General features: G+C 71.5%; 21 protein-coding genes. 10 read left to right on the forward strand and 11 right to left on the reverse strand.

Annotated elements, in window-relative coordinates:
* Positions 1 to 49 precede the first annotated feature (49 nt).
* Positions 50 to 688 carry an HAD family phosphatase gene (locus tag DQE82_RS22240; protein ID WP_064446106.1) on the reverse strand — a complete coding sequence of 213 codons (639 nt, stop codon included), beginning with the start codon at positions 686 to 688 and terminating at the stop codon, positions 50 to 52.
* A gap of 115 nt (positions 689 to 803) precedes the next feature.
* The gene (locus tag DQE82_RS22245; RefSeq protein ID WP_113973929.1) at positions 804 to 1544 is read right to left on the reverse strand and encodes a neutral zinc metallopeptidase; all 741 of its coding nucleotides are present in this window, start codon (positions 1542 to 1544) and stop codon (positions 804 to 806) included.
* 165 nt (positions 1545 to 1709) lie between these two features.
* On the opposite strand from DQE82_RS22245, the gene DQE82_RS22250 reads away from it, so the two are divergent.
* Positions 1710 to 2075: a hypothetical protein gene (locus DQE82_RS22250; protein ID WP_113973701.1), complete on the forward strand. Its 366-nt coding sequence runs from the start codon at positions 1710 to 1712 to the stop codon at positions 2073 to 2075.
* A gap of 9 nt (positions 2076 to 2084) precedes the next feature.
* On the opposite strand, the gene DQE82_RS22255 is transcribed toward DQE82_RS22250, so the two are convergent.
* On the reverse strand, positions 2085 to 2264 hold the full coding sequence (locus DQE82_RS22255; protein ID WP_043324402.1) for a hypothetical protein: 180 nt from the start codon (positions 2262 to 2264) through the stop codon (positions 2085 to 2087).
* Between DQE82_RS22255 and DQE82_RS30570 the strand changes: the two genes are divergently transcribed.
* The 6 genes from DQE82_RS30570 to DQE82_RS22280 all read left to right on the forward strand — a co-directional run bounded on the left by DQE82_RS30570 (position 2263) and on the right by DQE82_RS22280 (position 5661).
* Entirely contained in the window at positions 2263 to 2442 is a 180-nt protein-coding gene (locus DQE82_RS30570) for a hypothetical protein (protein WP_147265157.1), read from the forward strand. The genes DQE82_RS22255 and DQE82_RS30570 overlap by 2 nt on opposite strands.
* A gap of 79 nt (positions 2443 to 2521) precedes the next feature.
* On the forward strand, positions 2522 to 2857 hold the full coding sequence (locus DQE82_RS22260; RefSeq protein WP_043324404.1) for a YnfA family protein: 336 nt from the start codon (positions 2522 to 2524) through the stop codon (positions 2855 to 2857).
* A 74-nt stretch (positions 2858 to 2931) separates the two neighbouring features.
* Complete coding sequence (locus DQE82_RS22265) at positions 2932 to 3930, forward strand: RNA polymerase subunit sigma-70 (protein ID WP_113973703.1); 999 nt, start codon at positions 2932 to 2934, stop codon at positions 3928 to 3930.
* 5 nt (positions 3931 to 3935) lie between these two features.
* Positions 3936 to 4625, forward strand: coding sequence for a DUF6069 family protein (locus DQE82_RS22270; protein ID WP_233514737.1), 690 nt, complete (start codon positions 3936 to 3938; stop codon positions 4623 to 4625).
* A 161-nt stretch (positions 4626 to 4786) separates the two neighbouring features.
* Positions 4787 to 5188 (forward strand): hypothetical protein, encoded by a 402-nt coding sequence (locus DQE82_RS22275; protein ID WP_069089801.1) that lies wholly within the window; start codon positions 4787 to 4789, stop codon positions 5186 to 5188.
* A gap of 71 nt (positions 5189 to 5259) precedes the next feature.
* Positions 5260 to 5661 carry a hypothetical protein gene (locus tag DQE82_RS22280; protein WP_113973707.1) on the forward strand — a complete coding sequence of 134 codons (402 nt, stop codon included), beginning with the start codon at positions 5260 to 5262 and terminating at the stop codon, positions 5659 to 5661.
* Between the two features lie 432 nt (positions 5662 to 6093).
* Here the strand turns inward: DQE82_RS22280 and DQE82_RS30865 are convergent, their stop codons facing one another.
* Together DQE82_RS30865 and DQE82_RS31505 are read right to left on the reverse strand one after the other, a co-directional pair.
* Entirely contained in the window at positions 6094 to 6267 is a 174-nt protein-coding gene (locus DQE82_RS30865) for a hypothetical protein (protein ID WP_199496078.1), read from the reverse strand.
* Positions 6264 to 6482: a flavin reductase gene (locus tag DQE82_RS31505; RefSeq protein ID WP_113973709.1), complete on the reverse strand. Its 219-nt coding sequence runs from the start codon at positions 6480 to 6482 to the stop codon at positions 6264 to 6266. Before DQE82_RS31505 ends, DQE82_RS30865 begins: the two co-directional genes overlap by 4 nt.
* Before the next feature lie 442 nt (positions 6483 to 6924).
* Here DQE82_RS31505 and DQE82_RS22300 point away from each other — a divergent pair, with 442 nt between their 5' ends.
* Complete coding sequence (locus DQE82_RS22300; protein ID WP_233514738.1) at positions 6925 to 7140, forward strand: winged helix-turn-helix domain-containing protein; 216 nt, start codon at positions 6925 to 6927, stop codon at positions 7138 to 7140.
* Here the strand turns inward: DQE82_RS22300 and DQE82_RS22305 are convergent.
* The 3 genes from DQE82_RS22305 to metH form a co-directional block, all read right to left on the reverse strand.
* A complete protein-coding gene (locus DQE82_RS22305) occupies positions 7081 to 7386 on the reverse strand; it encodes a transposase (RefSeq protein ID WP_233514739.1) in 306 nt (101 codons plus the stop codon). The two genes, DQE82_RS22300 and DQE82_RS22305, sit on opposite strands and share 60 nt — an antisense overlap.
* A 177-nt stretch (positions 7387 to 7563) precedes the next feature.
* Complete coding sequence (locus DQE82_RS22310; RefSeq protein ID WP_113973715.1) at positions 7564 to 8340, reverse strand: cyclopropane-fatty-acyl-phospholipid synthase family protein; 777 nt, start codon at positions 8338 to 8340, stop codon at positions 7564 to 7566.
* An 890-nt stretch (positions 8341 to 9230) separates the two neighbouring features.
* A complete protein-coding gene (metH, locus tag DQE82_RS22325) occupies positions 9231 to 12746 on the reverse strand; it encodes a methionine synthase (RefSeq protein WP_199496080.1) in 3516 nt (1171 codons plus the stop codon).
* Between the two features lie 241 nt (positions 12747 to 12987).
* Here metH and DQE82_RS22330 point away from each other — a divergent pair, with 241 nt between their 5' ends.
* Complete coding sequence (locus DQE82_RS22330) at positions 12988 to 13857, forward strand: PAC2 family protein (RefSeq protein ID WP_030504102.1); 870 nt, start codon at positions 12988 to 12990, stop codon at positions 13855 to 13857.
* A 115-nt stretch (positions 13858 to 13972) separates the two neighbouring features.
* The gene (locus tag DQE82_RS22335; RefSeq protein ID WP_064446114.1) at positions 13973 to 14764 is read left to right on the forward strand and encodes a GntR family transcriptional regulator; all 792 of its coding nucleotides are present in this window, start codon (positions 13973 to 13975) and stop codon (positions 14762 to 14764) included.
* Between the two features lie 406 nt (positions 14765 to 15170).
* On the opposite strand, the gene mshC is transcribed toward DQE82_RS22335, so the two are convergent.
* The 3 genes from mshC to DQE82_RS22350 form a co-directional block, all read right to left on the reverse strand.
* On the reverse strand, positions 15171 to 16409 hold the full coding sequence (gene mshC, locus DQE82_RS22340; protein ID WP_113973719.1) for a cysteine--1-D-myo-inosityl 2-amino-2-deoxy-alpha-D-glucopyranoside ligase: 1239 nt from the start codon (positions 16407 to 16409) through the stop codon (positions 15171 to 15173).
* 67 nt (positions 16410 to 16476) lie between these two features.
* Complete coding sequence (locus DQE82_RS22345; protein WP_113973721.1) at positions 16477 to 17295, reverse strand: SCO1664 family protein; 819 nt, start codon at positions 17293 to 17295, stop codon at positions 16477 to 16479.
* Positions 17292 to 17873 carry a DUF3090 domain-containing protein gene (locus tag DQE82_RS22350; protein WP_043324423.1) on the reverse strand — a complete coding sequence of 194 codons (582 nt, stop codon included), beginning with the start codon at positions 17871 to 17873 and terminating at the stop codon, positions 17292 to 17294. Before DQE82_RS22350 ends, DQE82_RS22345 begins: the two co-directional genes overlap by 4 nt.
* Positions 17874 to 17914: the final 41 nt, after the last annotated feature.

A 17914-nucleotide genomic window follows, 5' to 3' on the forward strand; every position in this document is an offset into this window, starting at 1 on the left:
GAAAGGAAGGGCCCCTTCTTAACGCCTCGTGCATAAGAAGGGGCCCTTCCTAACGGTTGAGCAGCGCCGCGAGCAGCTCCAGGTCCGCCCCGAGCAGGCTCTCCATCTGGTGTACGCCGTCGGCGGGCGCCAGCGGCACCTCGGCCGGAACGGCCAGCACCGCCGCACCGGCTGCCAGCGCGCTCGCCACTCCGGTCGGTGAGTCCTCGATCGCCACGCACCGCTCGACCGGTACGCCCAGCAGACGCGCGGCGGTCAGGTACGGCTCCGGGTGCGGCTTGGCCGCGTCCACCTCGTCGCCGCAGACCACCGCGTCGAAGCTGTCCCGGCCCAGCGTGTCCAGGGCCACCTCGACCAGGGACCGGCCGCTGGAGGTGACCAGCGCGGTGGGGATGCCGGCGTCGCGTACCGCCCGCAGCAGCGCCAGCGCGCCCGGACGCCACTGCAGCCCGGTGCGGAACAGCTCCAGGATCCGGGCGCTGATCCAGTCGGCGCTTTCCTGCACGTCCCGCTCCGGCTGGCCCAGGTCGTCGTGCACGATCCGCATGGCGTCGGCCATCCCGGTGCCGACGATCGCGCGGCGGGCGTCGTCGGACAGGACACCGCCGTACACGGCGGCCAGTTCCTGCAACGCGACGTCCCACAGCTTCTCGCTGTCGACCAGCGTGCCGTCCATGTCGAAGAGCACGGCGGCGGGGTGCTTGCTGCTCAGCGGGGGCCTCCTTCGATACGGGTACCCCGCCGATCCTGCCAGCCGCGCCGGGCCCGCCCGTCACCGTCCCCGATCGGGGTGACCCGCGGCATCACCCGAGACCGCACGCGCCCAGCGACTTCTCGTATCCCCGGAAGAACGAATCGCTGCGCTGCTCGGCGGTGCCGTGCGAGCCCTCGGCGAACCACGGCTGGTCGGGGTCGTCGCCGACCGCCAGCAGCCCTTCCCGGAACTCCTCCAGGTCGCCGTCCTCCAGCTCCAGCACCCCGGCGCGCACGCTGTCCCCGAGGTACGCCCCGGCCATGCAGTCGGCCTGCAGCTCCTGCTGGATGGTGAAGTTGTAGCGGATGCCGAGCCGCACCTGCATGCCGTGGGCGTACTCGTGGCCGAGCAGGTAGAACAGGAACGCGTCGCCGATCTGCCGGAACGCCGCCACCGACCAGTTCACGTCGTAGGCGATGAAGTCGCCGGCGGAGCAGTACACGGCGTTGTTGCGGGGCAGCGCCTGCCCGGCGCAGGCCACCTCGCCCTCCCGGCTGTAGGGCACCACCCGCCGGATCGGGGTGAAGCGCTGACCGGAGGCGCGGAACTGCTGCGCCCAGTAGCGTTCGGCCAGCCGGACCGCGTCCTCGATGTCCTGCTTGAACTCGGCGACGCTCGTGGTGCCGTCCGCCCGGGTGGTCTGCGACTCGGGCTGCGCGCTGCGCGGGGGTGCGGGCTGCTGCGGCTCGCCCTGGTCGACGCCGCCGGCCATGCAGCCGGCCGCGACCAGCGCGGCCACCACCAGCCCGGCGATCGGCCCGCGCCCCTGACGTCCCGCCCTGTCCCCCACCATGACCTCCCGGTTTTCGTACCCGTGTCCCGCAGCAGTACCCCCGGCGGACGCCGGTGATGCTCACCGGCTCACACGCACGGCCGCCGGGAAACGTTCACCGGGCGACGGCCTCCCGGGCGCCCGCGCCGGTCACGCTGGATCGGCCCGGGTACCGTCGCCGGGATGGAGCCGCACCCGTCGTACGCCGGAATTGTCTACTGGCGACGTAGCCTCTGGAACGGCCTGCGGTGCGTGCCGGTGCTGATGACCCTCGACGAGGGCTGGCTGCGGGCCGGCGACCGGCGCGGGGCGGAGGTGTTCGCCGCGCCCGTCGGGCAGGTCGAGGCCCGGGGAACGATCTTCGGCACGATGCTGCTCACCGTCGGCGGCCACCGGTACGCCCTGGTCGGCGTGGGCGCCACCGTCTCACCGCCACCGAGCAGGGAACAACTGCGGCGGCTGGACGAGCTCAGCGCCCGCACCGAGCCGGTGCCCGACCTCGCGTCCTGGTGGGAGACGCTGGCGCGGGCCGGCGTGACGGTGCGCTGAGCGGCGTGGTCAGTCCAGGCCGCGCATGATGTGCGGTTCGCCGTCGTCGTCGCCGAAGCAACGGTGCAGCACCTGGGCACGCGCCCACAGGTCCAGGCTGCTCGGCGGTCCGACCGGCCCGGTGCCGGCGGGCGCGCTCAGCACGGGAGCCGGGTCCGGCGGGACCTGCGACGTCACCTCGTCGGTCATGTCCGCCCCTTTCGTCGTACCCATGCTCGCCCTCGGGCGTTTCCGCCACGTCAACGCCGACGGCGGGGGCGTGGACGCGCCGCCTGGTCCGGCGTCGGCCCGTACTCCGGTGACGGTAGTCCGCCGGGCCGCCGAGCACAGCCGTATTCCCGACGTCGCCGCAGGTGGCGGCCGGTGATCACGCCTGCGGACCGGGCGGGCCGCAGGTGTCGCCGCGCCAGGCGTCGCGACCCTCGCGCCCGGCTACGGTCTGACGCATGACTGTCGTCCGGTCCATCCTGCTGTTCCTGCTCGCCGCGCTCGCCGAGATCGGCGGCGCCTGGCTGGTGTGGCAGGGCTGGCGGGAGAACCGCGGCCTCCTCTGGATCGCCGCCGGGGTGATCGCGCTCGGCGCCTACGGATTCGTCGCCACGTTCCAGCCGGACCCGAACTTCGGCCGCATCCTCGCCGCCTACGGCGGCGTGTTCGTCGCCGGGTCGCTCGCCTGGGGCATGGTCGTCGACAAGTTCCGGCCCGACCGCTACGACCTCGCCGGCGCGGCCATCTGCCTGGTCGGCGTCGCGATCATCATGTACGCGCCGCGCACGAGCTGACGGCGCGGTGATGAGTTTTCCCGCCCGTTCCCGTCACACCTGCGACAGACCACGACGGGCGGGAGGATGACGCGATGGGTGCGGAGACGCGGCAGGCGGAGCCGGACGTGCGCGACCTGCGTGAGGTCGACGAGCCGGCGTTCGCCGGGCTGGCACAGCGGCACCGGCGGGAGCTGCACGTGCACTGCTACCGGATGCTCGGATCGTTCGAGGACGCCGAGGACACCGTCCAGGAGACGTTCCTGCGCGCCTGGCGACGGCGCGAGACGTTCGCCGGACGCTCCACGTTCCGGGCCTGGCTGTACCGCATCGCCACGAACGCCTGCCTGGACCTGCTGGCCAAGTGCCGTCCCGAGCCCGCGACCGGCGGCGAGGTGCGGTGGCTGCAGCCCTACCCGGACCGGCTGCTCGACGAGCTGCCCGCGGCCGGCGCGGACGAGCCGGAAGCCGTCGCGGTGGCGCGGGAGACGATCGAGCTGGCGTACCTGGTCGCGGTGCAGCACCTCGCGCCACGCCCGCGTGCCGTGCTGATCCTGCGCGACGTGCTCGGCTGGCCGGCCAAGGACGTCGCGGAGCTGCTCGGCGACTCGGTCAACTCGGTGAACAGCGCGTTGCAGCGCGCCCGCGCCGGCATGCGGGAACACCTGCCCGCGCAGCGGCAGGACTGGACCGGCGACGAGACCGACACCCGCACCCGCGAGCTGGTACGCCGCTTCACCGACGCCGCCGTCGCCAAGGACGTCGCCGCTCTCGCCGCCATGCTGCGCGACGACGTGCGCTGCTCGATGCCCCCCACCCCGGGGCTGCAGATCGGCCGGGACGCGGTGGTCGCCGACTGGGTCGCGGACGGCTTCGAGAGCCTGGGCAGCATGCGGGCCGTGCCCACCGCCGTGAACCGGCAGCCCGCCGTCGCGTTCTACCTGTGGCAGGAGAGCGACGGCGCGTACCTGCCGCTCACCGTCGACGCCCTGCGCGTCACCGGCGGGGCGATCACCGAGATCGTCACGTTCCACGCCGACCAGTTCCCGCGCCTCGGGCTGCCCGAGCGCCTGCCGGCCGACCGTACCCCGTAGTGCCGGTGCGGACGCTCGCGCTGCCCGGCGGCGCGCGCGTCGCGGTGGTCGCAGCCCAGTGGCAGCACGCGTACGGCGTGGTCACACGCGGACGGGTGCAGCTGGAGCTGCGCGACGGCGCGCCCGGGCCGGTCCTGCGCCGCGACGCCGGTTTCTGGCTGCGCGACACCGGAGTACGCGCGCTGCGCAACCCCGGCCGCTGCACCGCGACGGTACGAGTCCTGACCCCCGACTTCTGGAGGAGCGACATGATCAGCAGCACCGGCACCGGCGTGGGCTCTCGCCGTTCGCACGGCTTCCGGCGGCTCGCCGTCACCGGCGTCGTCGCCACACTCGTCGCGATGACTGCAACCACGCTCGGCGCGGCGCTCGCGCGGGCCGCCGGCGTCGACTTCGCGATCCCGGACGGCGGTGACGAGGCCATCCCGCTCGGCGGATTCACCGTGGTGACCGGATTCTTCTCCCTCGTCGGGGTCGTCATCGCCGCCGTACTGCTGCGGTTCAGCGCGCGTCCCGCGTCGCGGTTCGTGTGGACGGCGGTGGCGCTGACCGCGCTGTCGCTGGCGCCGCCGTTCCTCGTCGGGGCCGCCGCCACGACGAGCGTCACGCTGGTCGCGCTGCACCTGGTCGCGGCGGCGGTGATGATTCCCGCCCTGACGCGAAGCCTGCGCGCACTCCCTCCGGGACGTGCCTGAGAGCTGCCCGGCCGTCCGCGAGGGAGGGCGGCGTGGGCCGGGCCACAAAACATACTCGATTCGCAGGGTTCGATCGAAGACGTGCGGGCACTCCGGTATGGACCGAACGCCGGGCGCCGCAAGTCGGCGCCCGGCACCACGTTCGACCGAGAGGTGACACCATGACCTTCCGCGCCAGGCTCGTCGGAGCCGCACTCGCCGGGACGCTCGCCGCCGGGGCATCGGCACTGGCTGGGGCCTCCGCGGCCAGCGCGCAGGCAGAACCCTGCGTTCAGCGCATCGCCGTGGTGAACAACGCCGCCTTCGTGATGTCCTTCAGCGTTCAGGCGAGCAACGGTCTGGAGACGGCGAACACCGACAACTACCCGATCAACCAGTCGCGGACGATCGATCTCACCACCACGGCGCTGCCGGTCGGCGCCGACGTCCGCCCGGTGGTCGACGCGGTCGCCGGAGCGACGCGGACCCCGAGCAGCTTCGTGTCGTACTGCGAGAACGGGCAGACCGCCACGTACTCGGTGACCGGGACGACGTACGACTACTCGGTCACGCTGATCGGCTGACCGGCACGTCGACGCTTCGGGGCGTCCGCCGTCGCGGCGGGCGCCCCGCGCTCGTGCGCTACGTTGATCGGGTGCCCGTACCCCGGCTGATTCCCATCGCGCACGAGCCCGGCCACCGGACGGACACGATCGGCCGCTACGACGAAGGGCTGTTCCTCGCCTCGGCGTGGGACCACCACGCGTACGTGCACCTCTTCGACCACCACGGGACGTACCGGAGCTCGACCATCACGCGGGTTCCGGATCGAGGCGCGCTGAGCGAGGCACTCGACGGGCTGCTCGCGAGCCTGCCCGGCAGGTCGTACGGCGACATCGCCGTACGACTGTTCCAGACCCGTCAGGACGGCGTCGTCTTCGGCCTGATCGACGAGTCCGGCGACCGGGCAGGCGACGGCAGCCACGTCGACTGGGTCGAGCTGTATCCGGATCGCCTCGGATTCCACGAGCCATGGGACGGCCTCTACGACACGTGACGGTTGGCGTTGTGGTCCTCACAGGTCGGAGCTCCGCCAACCGCTCGTTGACGCCGACCCGTTCGTCTTGCCGGTCAGGGTGCGAGGAAGAAGTACGCCACGACACCCTTGTGATCGGAGTTCGTGTCCCCGGCGGTGCGGGCGAGAACATCAAGGCGCTGTCCCTGTACCTCGACCACGCCGACCTAAGCTTCACGCTGCGGGTCAACACCTACCTACTGCCGACAAGCGAGGACCGCGCCCGCCGAGTGATTGAGCTTCTGCCGTGCCGGGTAACCAACGGTCACACATCGGGCATGGTGACCGCTTCGGTGTGAACTGTCGGCGAGCCGGTCGGATCAGGCTCGAAGCGAGGTCAGAGGGCCTGGCGGGGCTCGTCTCGACCGGTTTCGGCTGGCACGGTTGCTGTACTTCGCTGCTGTACTGCTGGCCTCAGATCAGACGCTGGATGCGGACCTTCGGGCGCTCATTTCTGAGGTGGCCTTGCTTGTGCTGGCGGACCTGCTCCTCCCAGACCTCCTGGTCGTAGTCCGGGTCCGGCGGGGTCCACTTGTGGGAGCCGTCGCTGTAGTGGAACTTCTCGTCGCCGGGTCGAAGGATGCTCATCGGGTCCAGCCGAGGAAGCGGTGGTGCAGGTGGCCGGCGGGGACGTGGGCCAGGTCCTGGGCGGCGTCGACGAGCTGGGCGGCGAGGTAGAGGGCAAGCGACACGGGGGCGCGGTCATATTCAGCTCGCAGTTCCCGCCGCCGAGTTTGGCATGGCCACTCTCCCGCACAGCCGCCGCAGGTCCAGGAAGGTTTGATCGGGTGGTGGGTGGTCATCGCGGGCCGTCCTGGCTGGGCCAGTGGCCGCGGTTGATCGGGATGCGGTGGCGGCTTCGGCAGGGCAAGCTGCTTCCGCAGCGGCAGACGTGCCGCCAGTGCCGCCATGACCAGACGGGCCGATGACGGCGGGCGAGGGTGAGCGCCACCGCCAGGACGTACTCGTCATAGAAGACGCGCTTCATCGGCTTGCCGGAGCCGTTGGGGCGACTCTTCGCCGCGTCAGGGGATCGGAAGGGAGCACTGCCGCCTCCTCGTGCCGCAGGTGTCCGGGGGCGTGGATGCCCGATCACGGGGGATGCGCCGGGCATCCACGCCGGTGAGGACGGCCCACAGCGCCAACCGGGGGAATCGACCTCCTCGGCAACCTCCCATAGGTACCGTTGGGTAGTCAAGGGCTGACGTAGGTGGTCTACTCGTGTTGCCAACCGAGGGGAACACCGTGCCACCGCGTTACCGCTACGAGCAGATCGCCGACGACCTCGCCGAACGCATCGCGTCTGGCGAGTTCCCGCCCGGCTCCAAGCTGCCCAGCCGTCGAGAGTTGATCGAGCACTACGACGTAACGGAGCCCGTGATCGACCGCGCCATGCAGGTGCTACGGATCAAGGGCATGACCGAGACCCTGCCGGGCGTAGGCGTCTTCGTCGCCGAGTAGACCCGCTCCATACGCGGGATGGCCGAGCTGCTCGATCAGCCACTCACGCACGTCATCGCGGACGGCGTCGGCATCCCACACCGCCGTGCGCAGCAGCCGCTGCATCGCCTGTGGATCCCCGTGACCCGCCCGCTCCGCAAGCGACCAGCAGGTCTTTCGTTCGGCCTCCGACAGCAGCCCCTCTACGAACTGCCCGGCCGTCGCCCGGGGCTCGGCCCGCACGAACCGGCCCGCGACACGCGTCATCGCCTCGTTCAGGATGACCCGCCACCCGGCGGGGTCTACGCTATGGCACGCGGCCACCGCACGATCTTCGGTTGTCCTCACAAACCATCGATGATCAACGCGGTGCCGTCTTCACGCCCACGCCACGCCACGCCCAAACTCGATGCCAAGGGACGTTGAAATACTAGACAGCCGGGACTATGGGGTGACCGGCTTCCGGGCAGTGACCAGCGCAAAGGACAATAACGCGCCGCCATCGGCTTCGAGCATGGTGATGACCGGATCGGTCAGGTCGCGTGTGTCTTCCGGCTGTTGCTCGCGACATGCCCGAGCCCACAGCAACCAGTCTTCCCAGCCGTCTGGTTGTAGACGGGCGGACGTCACGGTGACCAGCTCGGTGATCTGCCACTGGAACCGCCACCACTGCGCCGTGTGCCAGGCGATTGCCTCCCAGCCGACGCAGTCCTTGATGTGGGGCGGAATCTCTCCGAGGTCACGTATCTCGCTGGTCATGCCCGGCGTCGCGATCGCCAGCTGTCCACCTGGCTTGAGGAAGCGGGTGATGTAGGCCAGATAGCTGTCGGCGGTGCCAAAGTACTCGTATGCGTCGATGCTGACGATCACATCGAACGAGTTGGCGGCGAAGGGCAACGTATGCGCCTCCGCTTTGCACGCTTGAACCGAATCGGAAACCCCTGCCTCAGCGAACATGACGGCAGCGTCGTCCGGAGACACCCACAGGTCCGCCGCAACGACTTGGACGCCGAATTCGCGGGCCAGGAAGACAGACGTCGCGCCTCTACCGGAGCCGAGGTCGAGTACTCGCATGCCGGGTTGCAGGTCGAGGTCTCTGGACAGATCCTCCAGCAGCCAGAGCGGGTGCGGCCCCATGTCCAGCTGGAGCAGCCACGCCGGATCGTATTGAGACGACCGAGGGTACTTCTCCGGACGAACAAGATCTTGTAATGCGCTCATCGGTGGTATCGAAACAGCTTCCCGGCCCGGACACCAGCCGTTTCGGACAGCGGGTAGTCGCGGGACCGTTCACGCCGCGGCTCGCAACGGGGCTGCCGCCACTCCCGGGTGGGTATCGCTCGGCGAGGTCGTCGACGCGGATGAGGGCGCGGCCGTCGTTGACCGCCACGCGACGGTCGCAGCCGACCGCGAGGACGTAGCCGGTCCCGCATTGTTCGAGCTCGCCATGGCTGTTCTCCAGGCGGGCGACGTTGCCGCGTACAGCCTTCTCCGAGAACTCGGTCTCGTCGGTGACCAGCACCGTGTCGGGTGACCGAGGTCCCTGATCAGCCACTCGCGCATGTCATCCTGGACGGCATCGGGGCTCCGCACCGCCGTGCGCAGCACCCGCTGCATCGCCTGCGGATTGCATGTACGAACAGACCAACAGGTCTTACGTCACGCCTCCGACAGCACCTCCCGGGAAGTCGGCGCGGAGGGCGATGTAGACGTCGCGGACGATGTAGCGCCTGAGGTAGCGGAGGAATTCTTGCTTGTTGAGGCCTTCGGTGATGCGTCATTGCTGGTAGGCGTGAGTGCGTGGGTCGTAGCGCAGGCGGTAGAGGGCGATGGTGTGCAGGGCGTGGTTGGTGCCGCAGTCGCCTCCTCCGGATCGTGCAGCCGGGCCGGCAACGGAAGATCATCAACGGGCACGCCGATGAGGGTAGTCCGGGGTAAGCCTCCGAGCACCACGCTGCGCGTCTACACCCACCTCCTGCCGAGCAGCGAGGACCGCACCCGCCGGGCGATCGACGCCGCCTTCGGGCACGGCCCGACCGACCCCGACGGCCTGGCGACGGCCCAGCCGGGTGCCGGAAGAGTGTTTGCGCAGCTCAGGAAGGGTGACGGCGTCACTTGGCGTTGAAGTAGTTCGCCTCCGGGTGGTGCACCACGATCGCGTCGGTGGCCTGCTCCGGCACCAACTGGAACTCCTCCGACAACTGCACCCCGATCCGCTCGGCCCCCAGCAGCTCCACGATCTTCGCCCGGTCCTCCAGGTCCGGGCAGGCCGGGTAACCGAACGCGTACCGGCAGCCCCGGTAGTCGGTGCGCAGCAGACCCGCCAGGTCGGCCGGGTCGTCGTCGGCCACGGTGCCGCCGCCGGGCAGCACCAGTTCGGCGCGGATCCGCCGGTGCCAGTACTCGGCCAGTGCCTCGGTGAGCTGCACCGACAGGCCGTGCACCTCCAGGTAGTCGCGGTACTCGTTGCCGGCGAACATCTTCGCCGTGTACTCGCTGATCGGCTGCCCGACGGTGACCAGCTGCAACGCCACCACGTCGAGCTGGTCGCCCTTGGGCCGGAAGAAGTCGGCCAGGCACAGCCGCCGCTCCTGCCGCTGCCGGGGAAAGGAGAACCGGGCCCGCTCGCTGTGCCCGTTCTCGTCCAACACCACCAGGTCGTTGCCCTCGGAGTACGCCGGGAAGTAGCCGTACACCACGGCCGCCTCCAGCACCTGGTCGGAGATCAGGCGGTCCAGCCAGTACCGCAGCCGGGGCCGGCCCTCGGTGTCGACCAGTTCCTCGTACGACGGGCCCTTGCCGCCGCGTGCGCCGCGCAGTCCCCACTGGCCCAGGAACGTGGCCCGCTCGTCCAGCAGCGCCGCGTAGTCGGCCAGCGGCACGCCCTTGACCACGCGGGTGCCGAAGAACGGCGGCTTCGGCACCGCCACGTCCACCGCCACGTCGGAGCGCACCGAGGCGTCGTCCAGTTCGGGCAGTGCCTCGCGCACCTGCGCCCGCTGCCGCTCGCGGCGTTCCCGGCGGGCCGCCAGCGCCGCCTCGCGCTCCGGGTCGATCACCGGCGCGCCGCCGCGCTTGGCCGCCATCACCCGGTCCATCAGGGACAGCCCTTCGAACGCGTCGCGGGCGTAGTGCACCTGACCCGGGTAGATCGACCGCAGGTCGTCCTCCACGTACGCGCGGGTCAGCGCCGCGCCGCCGAGCAGCACCGGCCAGCGCTCGGCCACGCCGCGGGAGGCCATCTCGGCCAGCTTCTCCTTCATGATGACTGTGCTCTTGACCAGCAGGCCGGACATGCCGATCGCGTCGGCGCGGTGTTCCTCGGCCGCGTCGAGGATCGCGTTGATCGGCTGCTTGATGCCGATGTTGACCACGTCGTAGCCGTTGTTGGACAGGATGATGTCGACCAGGTTCTTGCCGATGTCGTGCACGTCGCCCTTGACGGTGGCGAGCACGATCCGGCCCTTGCCGTCGTCGTCGGTCTTCTCCATGTGCGGCTCCAGGTACGCCACCGCGGTCTTCATCACCTCGGCGGACTGGAGCACGAACGGCAACTGCATCTGGCCGGAGCCGAACAGCTCGCCGACCACCTTCATGCCGTCCAGCAGCAGGTCGTTGATGATGGACAGCGGCGTACGCCCCTGCGCCATCGCCGTGTCCAGGTCGGCCTCCAGGCCGTTGCGCTCACCGTCGATGATCCGCCGCTTGAGCCGCTCGTCCAGCGGCAGCGCAGCCAGTTCCTCGGCCCGGGTGGCGCGCGCCGACGCCGCGTCCACGCCCTCGAACGCCTCGATGAACCGCTGCACCGGGTCGTAGCCCTCGCGGCGCCGGTCGTACACCAGGTCGAGCGCCACCTCGCGCTGCTCGTCCGGGATCCGCGACATCGGCAGGATCTTGCTGGCGTGCACGATCGCCGAGGTCAGCCCGGCCTGGGCGCACTCGTGCAGGAACACCGAGTTGAGCACCTGCCGGGCCGCCGGGTTGAGGCCGAACGAGACGTTGGAGATGCCGGCGGTGAAGTTGACGCCCGGATAACGGGCCGCGATCTCCCGGATCGCCTCGATCGTCTCGATGCCGTCGCGGCGGGTCTCCTCCTGCCCGGTGGCGATCGGGAACGTCAGCGCGTCGATGAGGATGTCCTCCCGACGCATCCCCCACCGGCCGGTCAGGTCGTCGATCAGCCGGGAGGCCACCCGTACCTTCCACTCGCGGGTGCGGGCCTGGCCCTCCTCGTCGATGAGCAGCGCCACGACGGCGGCGCCGTGCTCCTTGACCACCGGCATGACCCGCGCGTAGCGGGAGTCGGGGCCGTCGCCGTCCTCGAAGTTGACCGAGTTGACCACGCACCGGCCGCCGAGCATCTCCAGGCCGGCCTCGATCACCGCCGGTTCGGTGGAGTCCAGCACGATCGGCAGCGTCGACGCGGTGGCGAACCGCCCGGCCAGCTCCCGCATGTCCTGCGTGCCGTCGCGGCCCACGTAGTCGACGCAGAGGTCGAGCAGGTGCGAGCCGTCCCGGGCCTGGCTGCGGGCGACCTCCACGCAGGCCTGCCAGTCCCCGGCGAGCATGGACTCGCGGAACGCCTTCGAGCCGTTGGCGTTGGTCCGCTCCCCCACCATCAGGATGCTGGCGTCCTGGGCGAACGGCACGTGGTGGTAGATCGAGGAGACGCCGGCCTCCGGCTTCGGCTCCCGCGCCACCGGCGCCCGCCCGCCGAGGCGCTCCACCAGCACCCGGATGTGCTCCGGGGTGGTGCCGCAGCAGCCGCCGATCAGGCCCACGCCGTAGTCGGTGACGAACCGCTCCAGCGCGTCGGCCAGCTCGTCCGGGCTGAGCGGGAAGTACGCTCCGTCGGCCGTGAGCACCGGCAGGCCCGCGTTCGGCATCACCGAGATCGGGATACGCGAGTGCTGCGCCAGGTAGCGCAGGTGCTCGCCCATCTCCGCCGGGCCGGTCGAGCAGTTCAGCCCGATCAGGTCGACGCCGAGCGGCTCGATCGCGGTCAGCGCGGCGCCGATCTCGCTGCCCAGCAGCATCGTGCCGGTGGTCTCCACCGCCACCTGACAGATGATCGGCACGTCCCGGCCCGCCTCGGCACGGGCCCGCTTCGACCCGACCACCGCCGCCTTGACCTGGAGCAGGTCCTGGCAGGTCTCGATGATCAGCGCGTCCGCCCCGCCGGCGATCAGACCGGCGGCGTTCTCCTGGTACGCGTCACGCAGCGAGGCGTAGCTCGCGTGCCCGAGCGTGGGCAGCTTGGTGCCCGGACCCATCGAGCCGAGCACGAACCGGGGGTGCTCCGGCGTCGCGTACTCGTCGGCGGCCTCCCGCGCGATCCGCGCGCCCGCCTCGGACAGCTCCCGGATGCGGCCGGGGATGCCGTACTCGGCGAGGTTGGGCAGGTTCGCGCCGAACGTGTTGGTCTCCACGCAGTCCGCGCCGGCGGCCAGATAGGCGTCGTGCACGCCGCGGACCACGTCCGGCCGGGTCACGTTGAGGATCTCGTTGCAGCCTTCGAGGCCGTCGAAGTCGTCAAGGGTGAGATCGGCGGCCTGGAGCATCGTCCCCATCGCGCCGTCCGCGATCAGGATCCGATCGGCCAGCAGGTCACGCAACGAAATAGGCACATGGCCCAGGTTAGTGCGCCCGAGTACGCCAGACTCACCCGAACCGGGCCTTCCCACATACTGCCCGGCCGACCGGCGTACGCCTTTGCGCCGGTTCGCCCGGGTGGTCACCCTCGGCGACCGGCGCGGCCGACGGGCCGGCCCCGTCGGCGGCACGTAGGCTGGCGGACGTGAAGGACAACAGGGGTGCGACAGTGCGACGGGGCGACGCCGCGCCCGACGAGCAGGGTGAGGTGACGGCGTGACCGAGTTCGACGGGCTGCCGGTACTGCGCTCGCCGGTCGCCATCGCGGCCTTCGAGGGCTGGAACGACGCCGCCGACGCCTCCACCGCCGCCGTGGAACACCTGGAGCAGGTCTGGCAGGCCCGGCAGGTGACCGAGCTGGACCCGGAGGACTTCTACGACTTCCAGGTCAGCCGTCCGACGATCACCATGGCCGACGGGGAGACCCGACGCGTCGAGTGGCCCACCACGCGGTTCATGGTGGCCAGCCCGGAGGGCACCGAGCGGGACGTGGTGCTGATCCGGGGCATCGAGCCGAGCATGCGCTGGCGGACGTTCTGCGAGCAGGTGCTGGAGATCTGCCACAGCCTGGAGGTCGAGCGGGTGGTGCTGCTCGGCGCGCTGCTGGCCGACGTGCCGTACACCCGGCCGCTGCCGATCAGCGGCAGCGCGTCGGACGCCGACGCCGCCAAGCGCTACCAGCTCACCCCCACCCGGTACGACGGGCCGACCGGCATCGTCGGCGTGCTGCACGACGCCTGCACCCGCGCCGAGGTCGACGCGGTGTCGTTCTGGGTGCACGTGCCGCACTACGCCAACAACCCGCCCTGCCCGAAGGCCACGCTGGCGCTGCTGCACCGGGTCGAGGAGGTGCTCGACCTGCCGGTGCCGATGGCCGACCTGGCCGAGGAGGCCGCCGAGTGGGAGCAGCGGGTGCGCAGCGCCGCCGAGCAGGACGCGGAACTCGGCGAGTACGTGCGTGAGCTGGAGGAACGGGTCGGCGACGCCGGCATCACCCCGTTGACCGGGGACGAGATCGCCCAGGAGTTCGAGAAGTACCTGCGTCGCCGCGGCGGTTCCGCCGGGCCGACAGCGGGTTCCTGGTAGCCGTTTTCCGTCGAAGCCGGGTCCCCTTGCCGGGGCCCGGCTTCTGCGTGTCCGGGGTGGCGCGGTCACACCCTCTAGGGCATCCTAGGAACCTAGCTGTTCTGAGGAGGCCCGGATGCAGATCAACCCCGGCGCGGCCGAGTTCCCGCACCGGCAGATCGCCGCGCAGCTCAAGGCCCAGGTGCGCCGCGGCGACTGGGGTCCCGGCGAGCGGCTGCCGTCCATCCCGGCCATCGCCGAGATGTTCGGCGTCGCCAAGCAGACCGTGCAACGCGCCGTCGACCAGCTGCGGGTCGAGGGCATCCTGATCACCAAACCCGGCTCCGGTACGTACGTCCGGGGCACCCGGCGCCGCCTCAACCGCCTGTCCCGGGGCCGGTACGGCGGCTTCCGCGGCTACCACACCGACCTGGCCGCCCGGTACCGCCAGCAACTCGTCTCGGTCGGCCGCTCCCCCGCCCCGGCCGAGGTGGCCGACGCGTTCGGCGTCGCCGACGGCACCGAACTGCTCTGCCGCCGGCACCTGGTACGCACCGACGACTCCCCGGTCGAGGTCGGCGCGTCCTGGTTCCTGCCCGCCGACACCGCCGGCACGTCACTGGAGCGGGCCGAGGCGTTCGGCCGGCCGCTCTACCAGGAGGCCGAGGAGGTCACCGGCCGACGGTACGTCACCGCCACCGACACGATCAGCGCACGCCAGCCCAGCCGGGAGGAGGCGGAGATCCTCCAGATCCGCCCGGACACGCCGGTGCTGCACCTGCTGCACGTGGCGTACGACGAGCGACGCAAGCCGATCGAGGTCGCGCAGGCGACCTGGCCCGGCCCGATGACCACGCTCACCGAGGAGTACAGGATCCCCGCCCCGGCTCCCGACCAGGACCCCGACCCCGGCCTGGTCCTGGGCTGACCGCTTTGCCCCCGCCCCGGCGATCTTGCACTTTCCGCCCCGGCAGACGGCGCATTTCCGACGCTCCAGGGGCCGCGAGTGCAAGATCGCCGAGGCGTGCCGGCGGGGCCGGCGCACACATGCTCCCGGAACGGCCACGCCCGGGCGGAGCCCCCCGGGTCGCGTCGTGCCGGGTGGAACACCGTGGGTGTCAAACCGCCCTCGAGACACCCGTCACGTTCCACCCGCCCGCCGAGCGACGCGATCTTGCGGTTTCGGACCCCGCGAACTGGGGCGAAACGGCGAAAACGCGGGCCGCAAGTGCAAGATCGGCGAGGCGAGGCGGGAGCGGCGCGAGGACGAGGCGCGGCGCGGGGGCGGGGGCGGGTGAGCGAGGGACGGGTGCGCGGGCGGCCGGGCGGAACGGCTACAGGGCGATGCCCAGGAGCGCGTCGACCGTGTCGGTGAACAGCGCCGGGGCCTCCGGGTCGTCCGTGACGCCGTTCAACGCTCCGTCGGCCCAGCGGTCAGCCGCCGCCAGAGCGCCCGGCGTGTCCAGATCGTCGGCCAGGCGCTCGCGTACCTCGGCCAGCAACGCCGCCCCCGACGGCCCGGCCGGCGCGGCGGCGGCCCGCCGCCAGCGGCCCAGCCGCTCCCGAGCCTCGGTGAGCAGATCGTCGGTCCAGGAGCGGTCGGTGCGGTAGTGGCCGCTCATCAGCGCCAGCCGCACCGCCATCGGGTCGACCTTGTCGGCCCGCAGCCGGGACACGAAGACCAGGTTGCCCTGGGACTTCGACATCTTCTCGCCGTCCAGGCCGATCATGCCGGCGTGTACGTAGTGGTCGGCGAACGGCGCCTCGCCGGTGAGCCGCTCGGCGTGCGCGGCGGAGCACTCGTGGTGCGGGAAGATCAGGTCGTTGCCGCCGCCCTGCACGTCGATCCGGTCGCCGAGCAGGTTCAACGCGATGACCGTGCACTCGATGTGCCAGCCGGGACGGCCCGCGCCGAGTTCGCCGCCGGGCCAGGACGGCTCGCCCTCGCGGGCGCCGCGCCACAGCAGCGGGTCGAGCGGGTCGCGCTTGCCGGCGCGCTCCGGGTCGCCGCCGCGCTCGGCGAACAGTTCGAGCATCTCCTCGCGGGACAGGTTCGACTCGTAGCCGAAGCGCGGGGCGGCGGAGATGTCGAAGTAGACGTCGCCGGTGCCGTCGTCGAGCCGGTACGCGGCACCGTCCTTGAGCAGCACCAGCACCTTCTCGGCGATCTCCGGGATCGACTCGACAGCGCCGACGTAGTGCGCCGGCGGGATCATCCGCAGCGCCTCCATGTCCTCGCGGAACAGCGCGGTCTCCCGCATGGCCAGGACCTTCCAGTCCTCGCCGTCGCGCTCGGCGCGTTCCAGCAGCGGGTCGTCGATGTCGGTGACGTTCTGCACGTACCGCACGTCGAGGCCGGCGTCGCGCCACATCCGCTGCACCAGATCGAACGCGATCATGGTGGCGGCGTGCCCCAGGTGCGTGGCGTCGTACGGGGTGATGCCGCAGACGTACATCGAGGCCGCGCCCTCGGGCCGGCTGGGATGGGCGCCCTGCCGCGCCGAGTCGTACAACCGCAGCGGCACGCCCTCGCCGGGCAGCCGCGGCACCTCGTGTCCCGCCCAAGACTCCATGACCGCCAGCCTAACGATCCGTCAGACGCTCGGGTGCCGCCCTACGGGTGATCAACGCGACAGCGGCTCACATCGGCGGCCAGGGCATCGCCGGCCACTCCTCGGGAGGCAGCGGGAACCGGCCGGTCCCGCGCAGCCGCTCGGCGCGGGCCGCCAGCGCCGCCGTCTCGCCGATCGTCAGGTGCTCGGCCAGTTCGTCGCCGAGCGGGCCGCGGAGCTGACCGGCCAGCCCGTCGAGCATCTCCACCGCGTCCGGCGGCAGCTCGCGGCCGGCCCAGCCCCACAGCACCGTACGCAGCTTCTCCTCGACGTGGAAGCTCACGCCGTGGTCGACGCCGTAGATCCGGTCGTCCGGGCCGACGAGCACGTGACCGCCCTTGCGGTCGGCGTTGTTGATCACCGCGTCGAGCACGGCGAGCCGGGCCAGGCGGGGGTCGTCGGCGTGCGCCAGCGCGTACGCGGCGCCGTCGTCGTCGCGGGCCGCGGCCACCGGGAACCAGCGCGGCGGGATCTCCCCCGCCGGCACGAACCCGACCAGCGGCTCGGCGTCGTCCGGCTCGTCGATCCAGAGCTGGCAGGAGCCGGGGCCGAACGGGCCGTCCCGCAGCACCGTGGGGGGCACCAGGTCCCAGCCGGTGGCCCGGGACACCAGGTAGGCGGCCACCTCGCGGCCGGCGAGCGTGCCGTCCGGGAAGTCCCACAGCGGGCGCTCACCGCGTACCGGCTTGTAGACACAGTGGGCGGTGACGTCGCCGAGCGCGACGACGGCGCGCAGCGTGGCGTTGGAGGCGTCGACAAGCCGCCCTTCCAGGGTCAGCTCACCGTCGGCGAGCAGCCGCAGCGCCTCGGCGCCGTCCTGTCGGGGCTGCAGTTCCGACGACGTCACCGGTGATAGCCGTTGTTCCGGGGGCAGAGGTGACCGGCCGGGTCCAGCGGCTGCCCGCACAGCGGGCAGGGGGGACGGCCAGCGTTGACGACGCGCTTGGCCCGCTCGATGAACTCGCGGGTCGCCTCCGGGGTCAGCCGGACCCGGAGCCGGTCGAGGTCGTCGTCCGGCTCGTCCGGTTCCTCGTCGGCGTCGTCGTCCGCGTCGCCCAGCTCGACCTCGACCTCCGCCTCGCCCACGGCGATCGCCTCGATCACCACTGTCGCGGTGTCCACGTCGAAGGCCAGGCCCAGCGTGCCGACGCGGAACTCCTCGTCCACCGGGGTGTCGAGCGGCTCGTTGTCGCCGCCCGTCGGCGGCGCGGCCTCCGGCAGCTGCACGCCGAAGCGGCGCTGCGCCTCGGCGAGCAACTCCTCGAGCTTCTCGGCGAGCAACGACACCTGGACCTTCTCCAGCGACACGCTGACCAGCCGGCCGCCGCCGCGCGCCTGGAGGAAGAACGTGCGCTCCCCCGGCGGGCCGACCGTACCGGCGACGAACCGCTCCGGCGGCTCGAAGGCGTGCACCTGGTGCGTCATACCCACGACCCTATCCGGCGCGTGGAAGTGCCGCGCAGCCC

Source organism: Micromonospora sp. LHW51205 (assembly GCF_003315815.1).
Taxonomy (GTDB): domain Bacteria; phylum Actinomycetota; class Actinomycetes; order Mycobacteriales; family Micromonosporaceae; genus Micromonospora; species Micromonospora chalcea.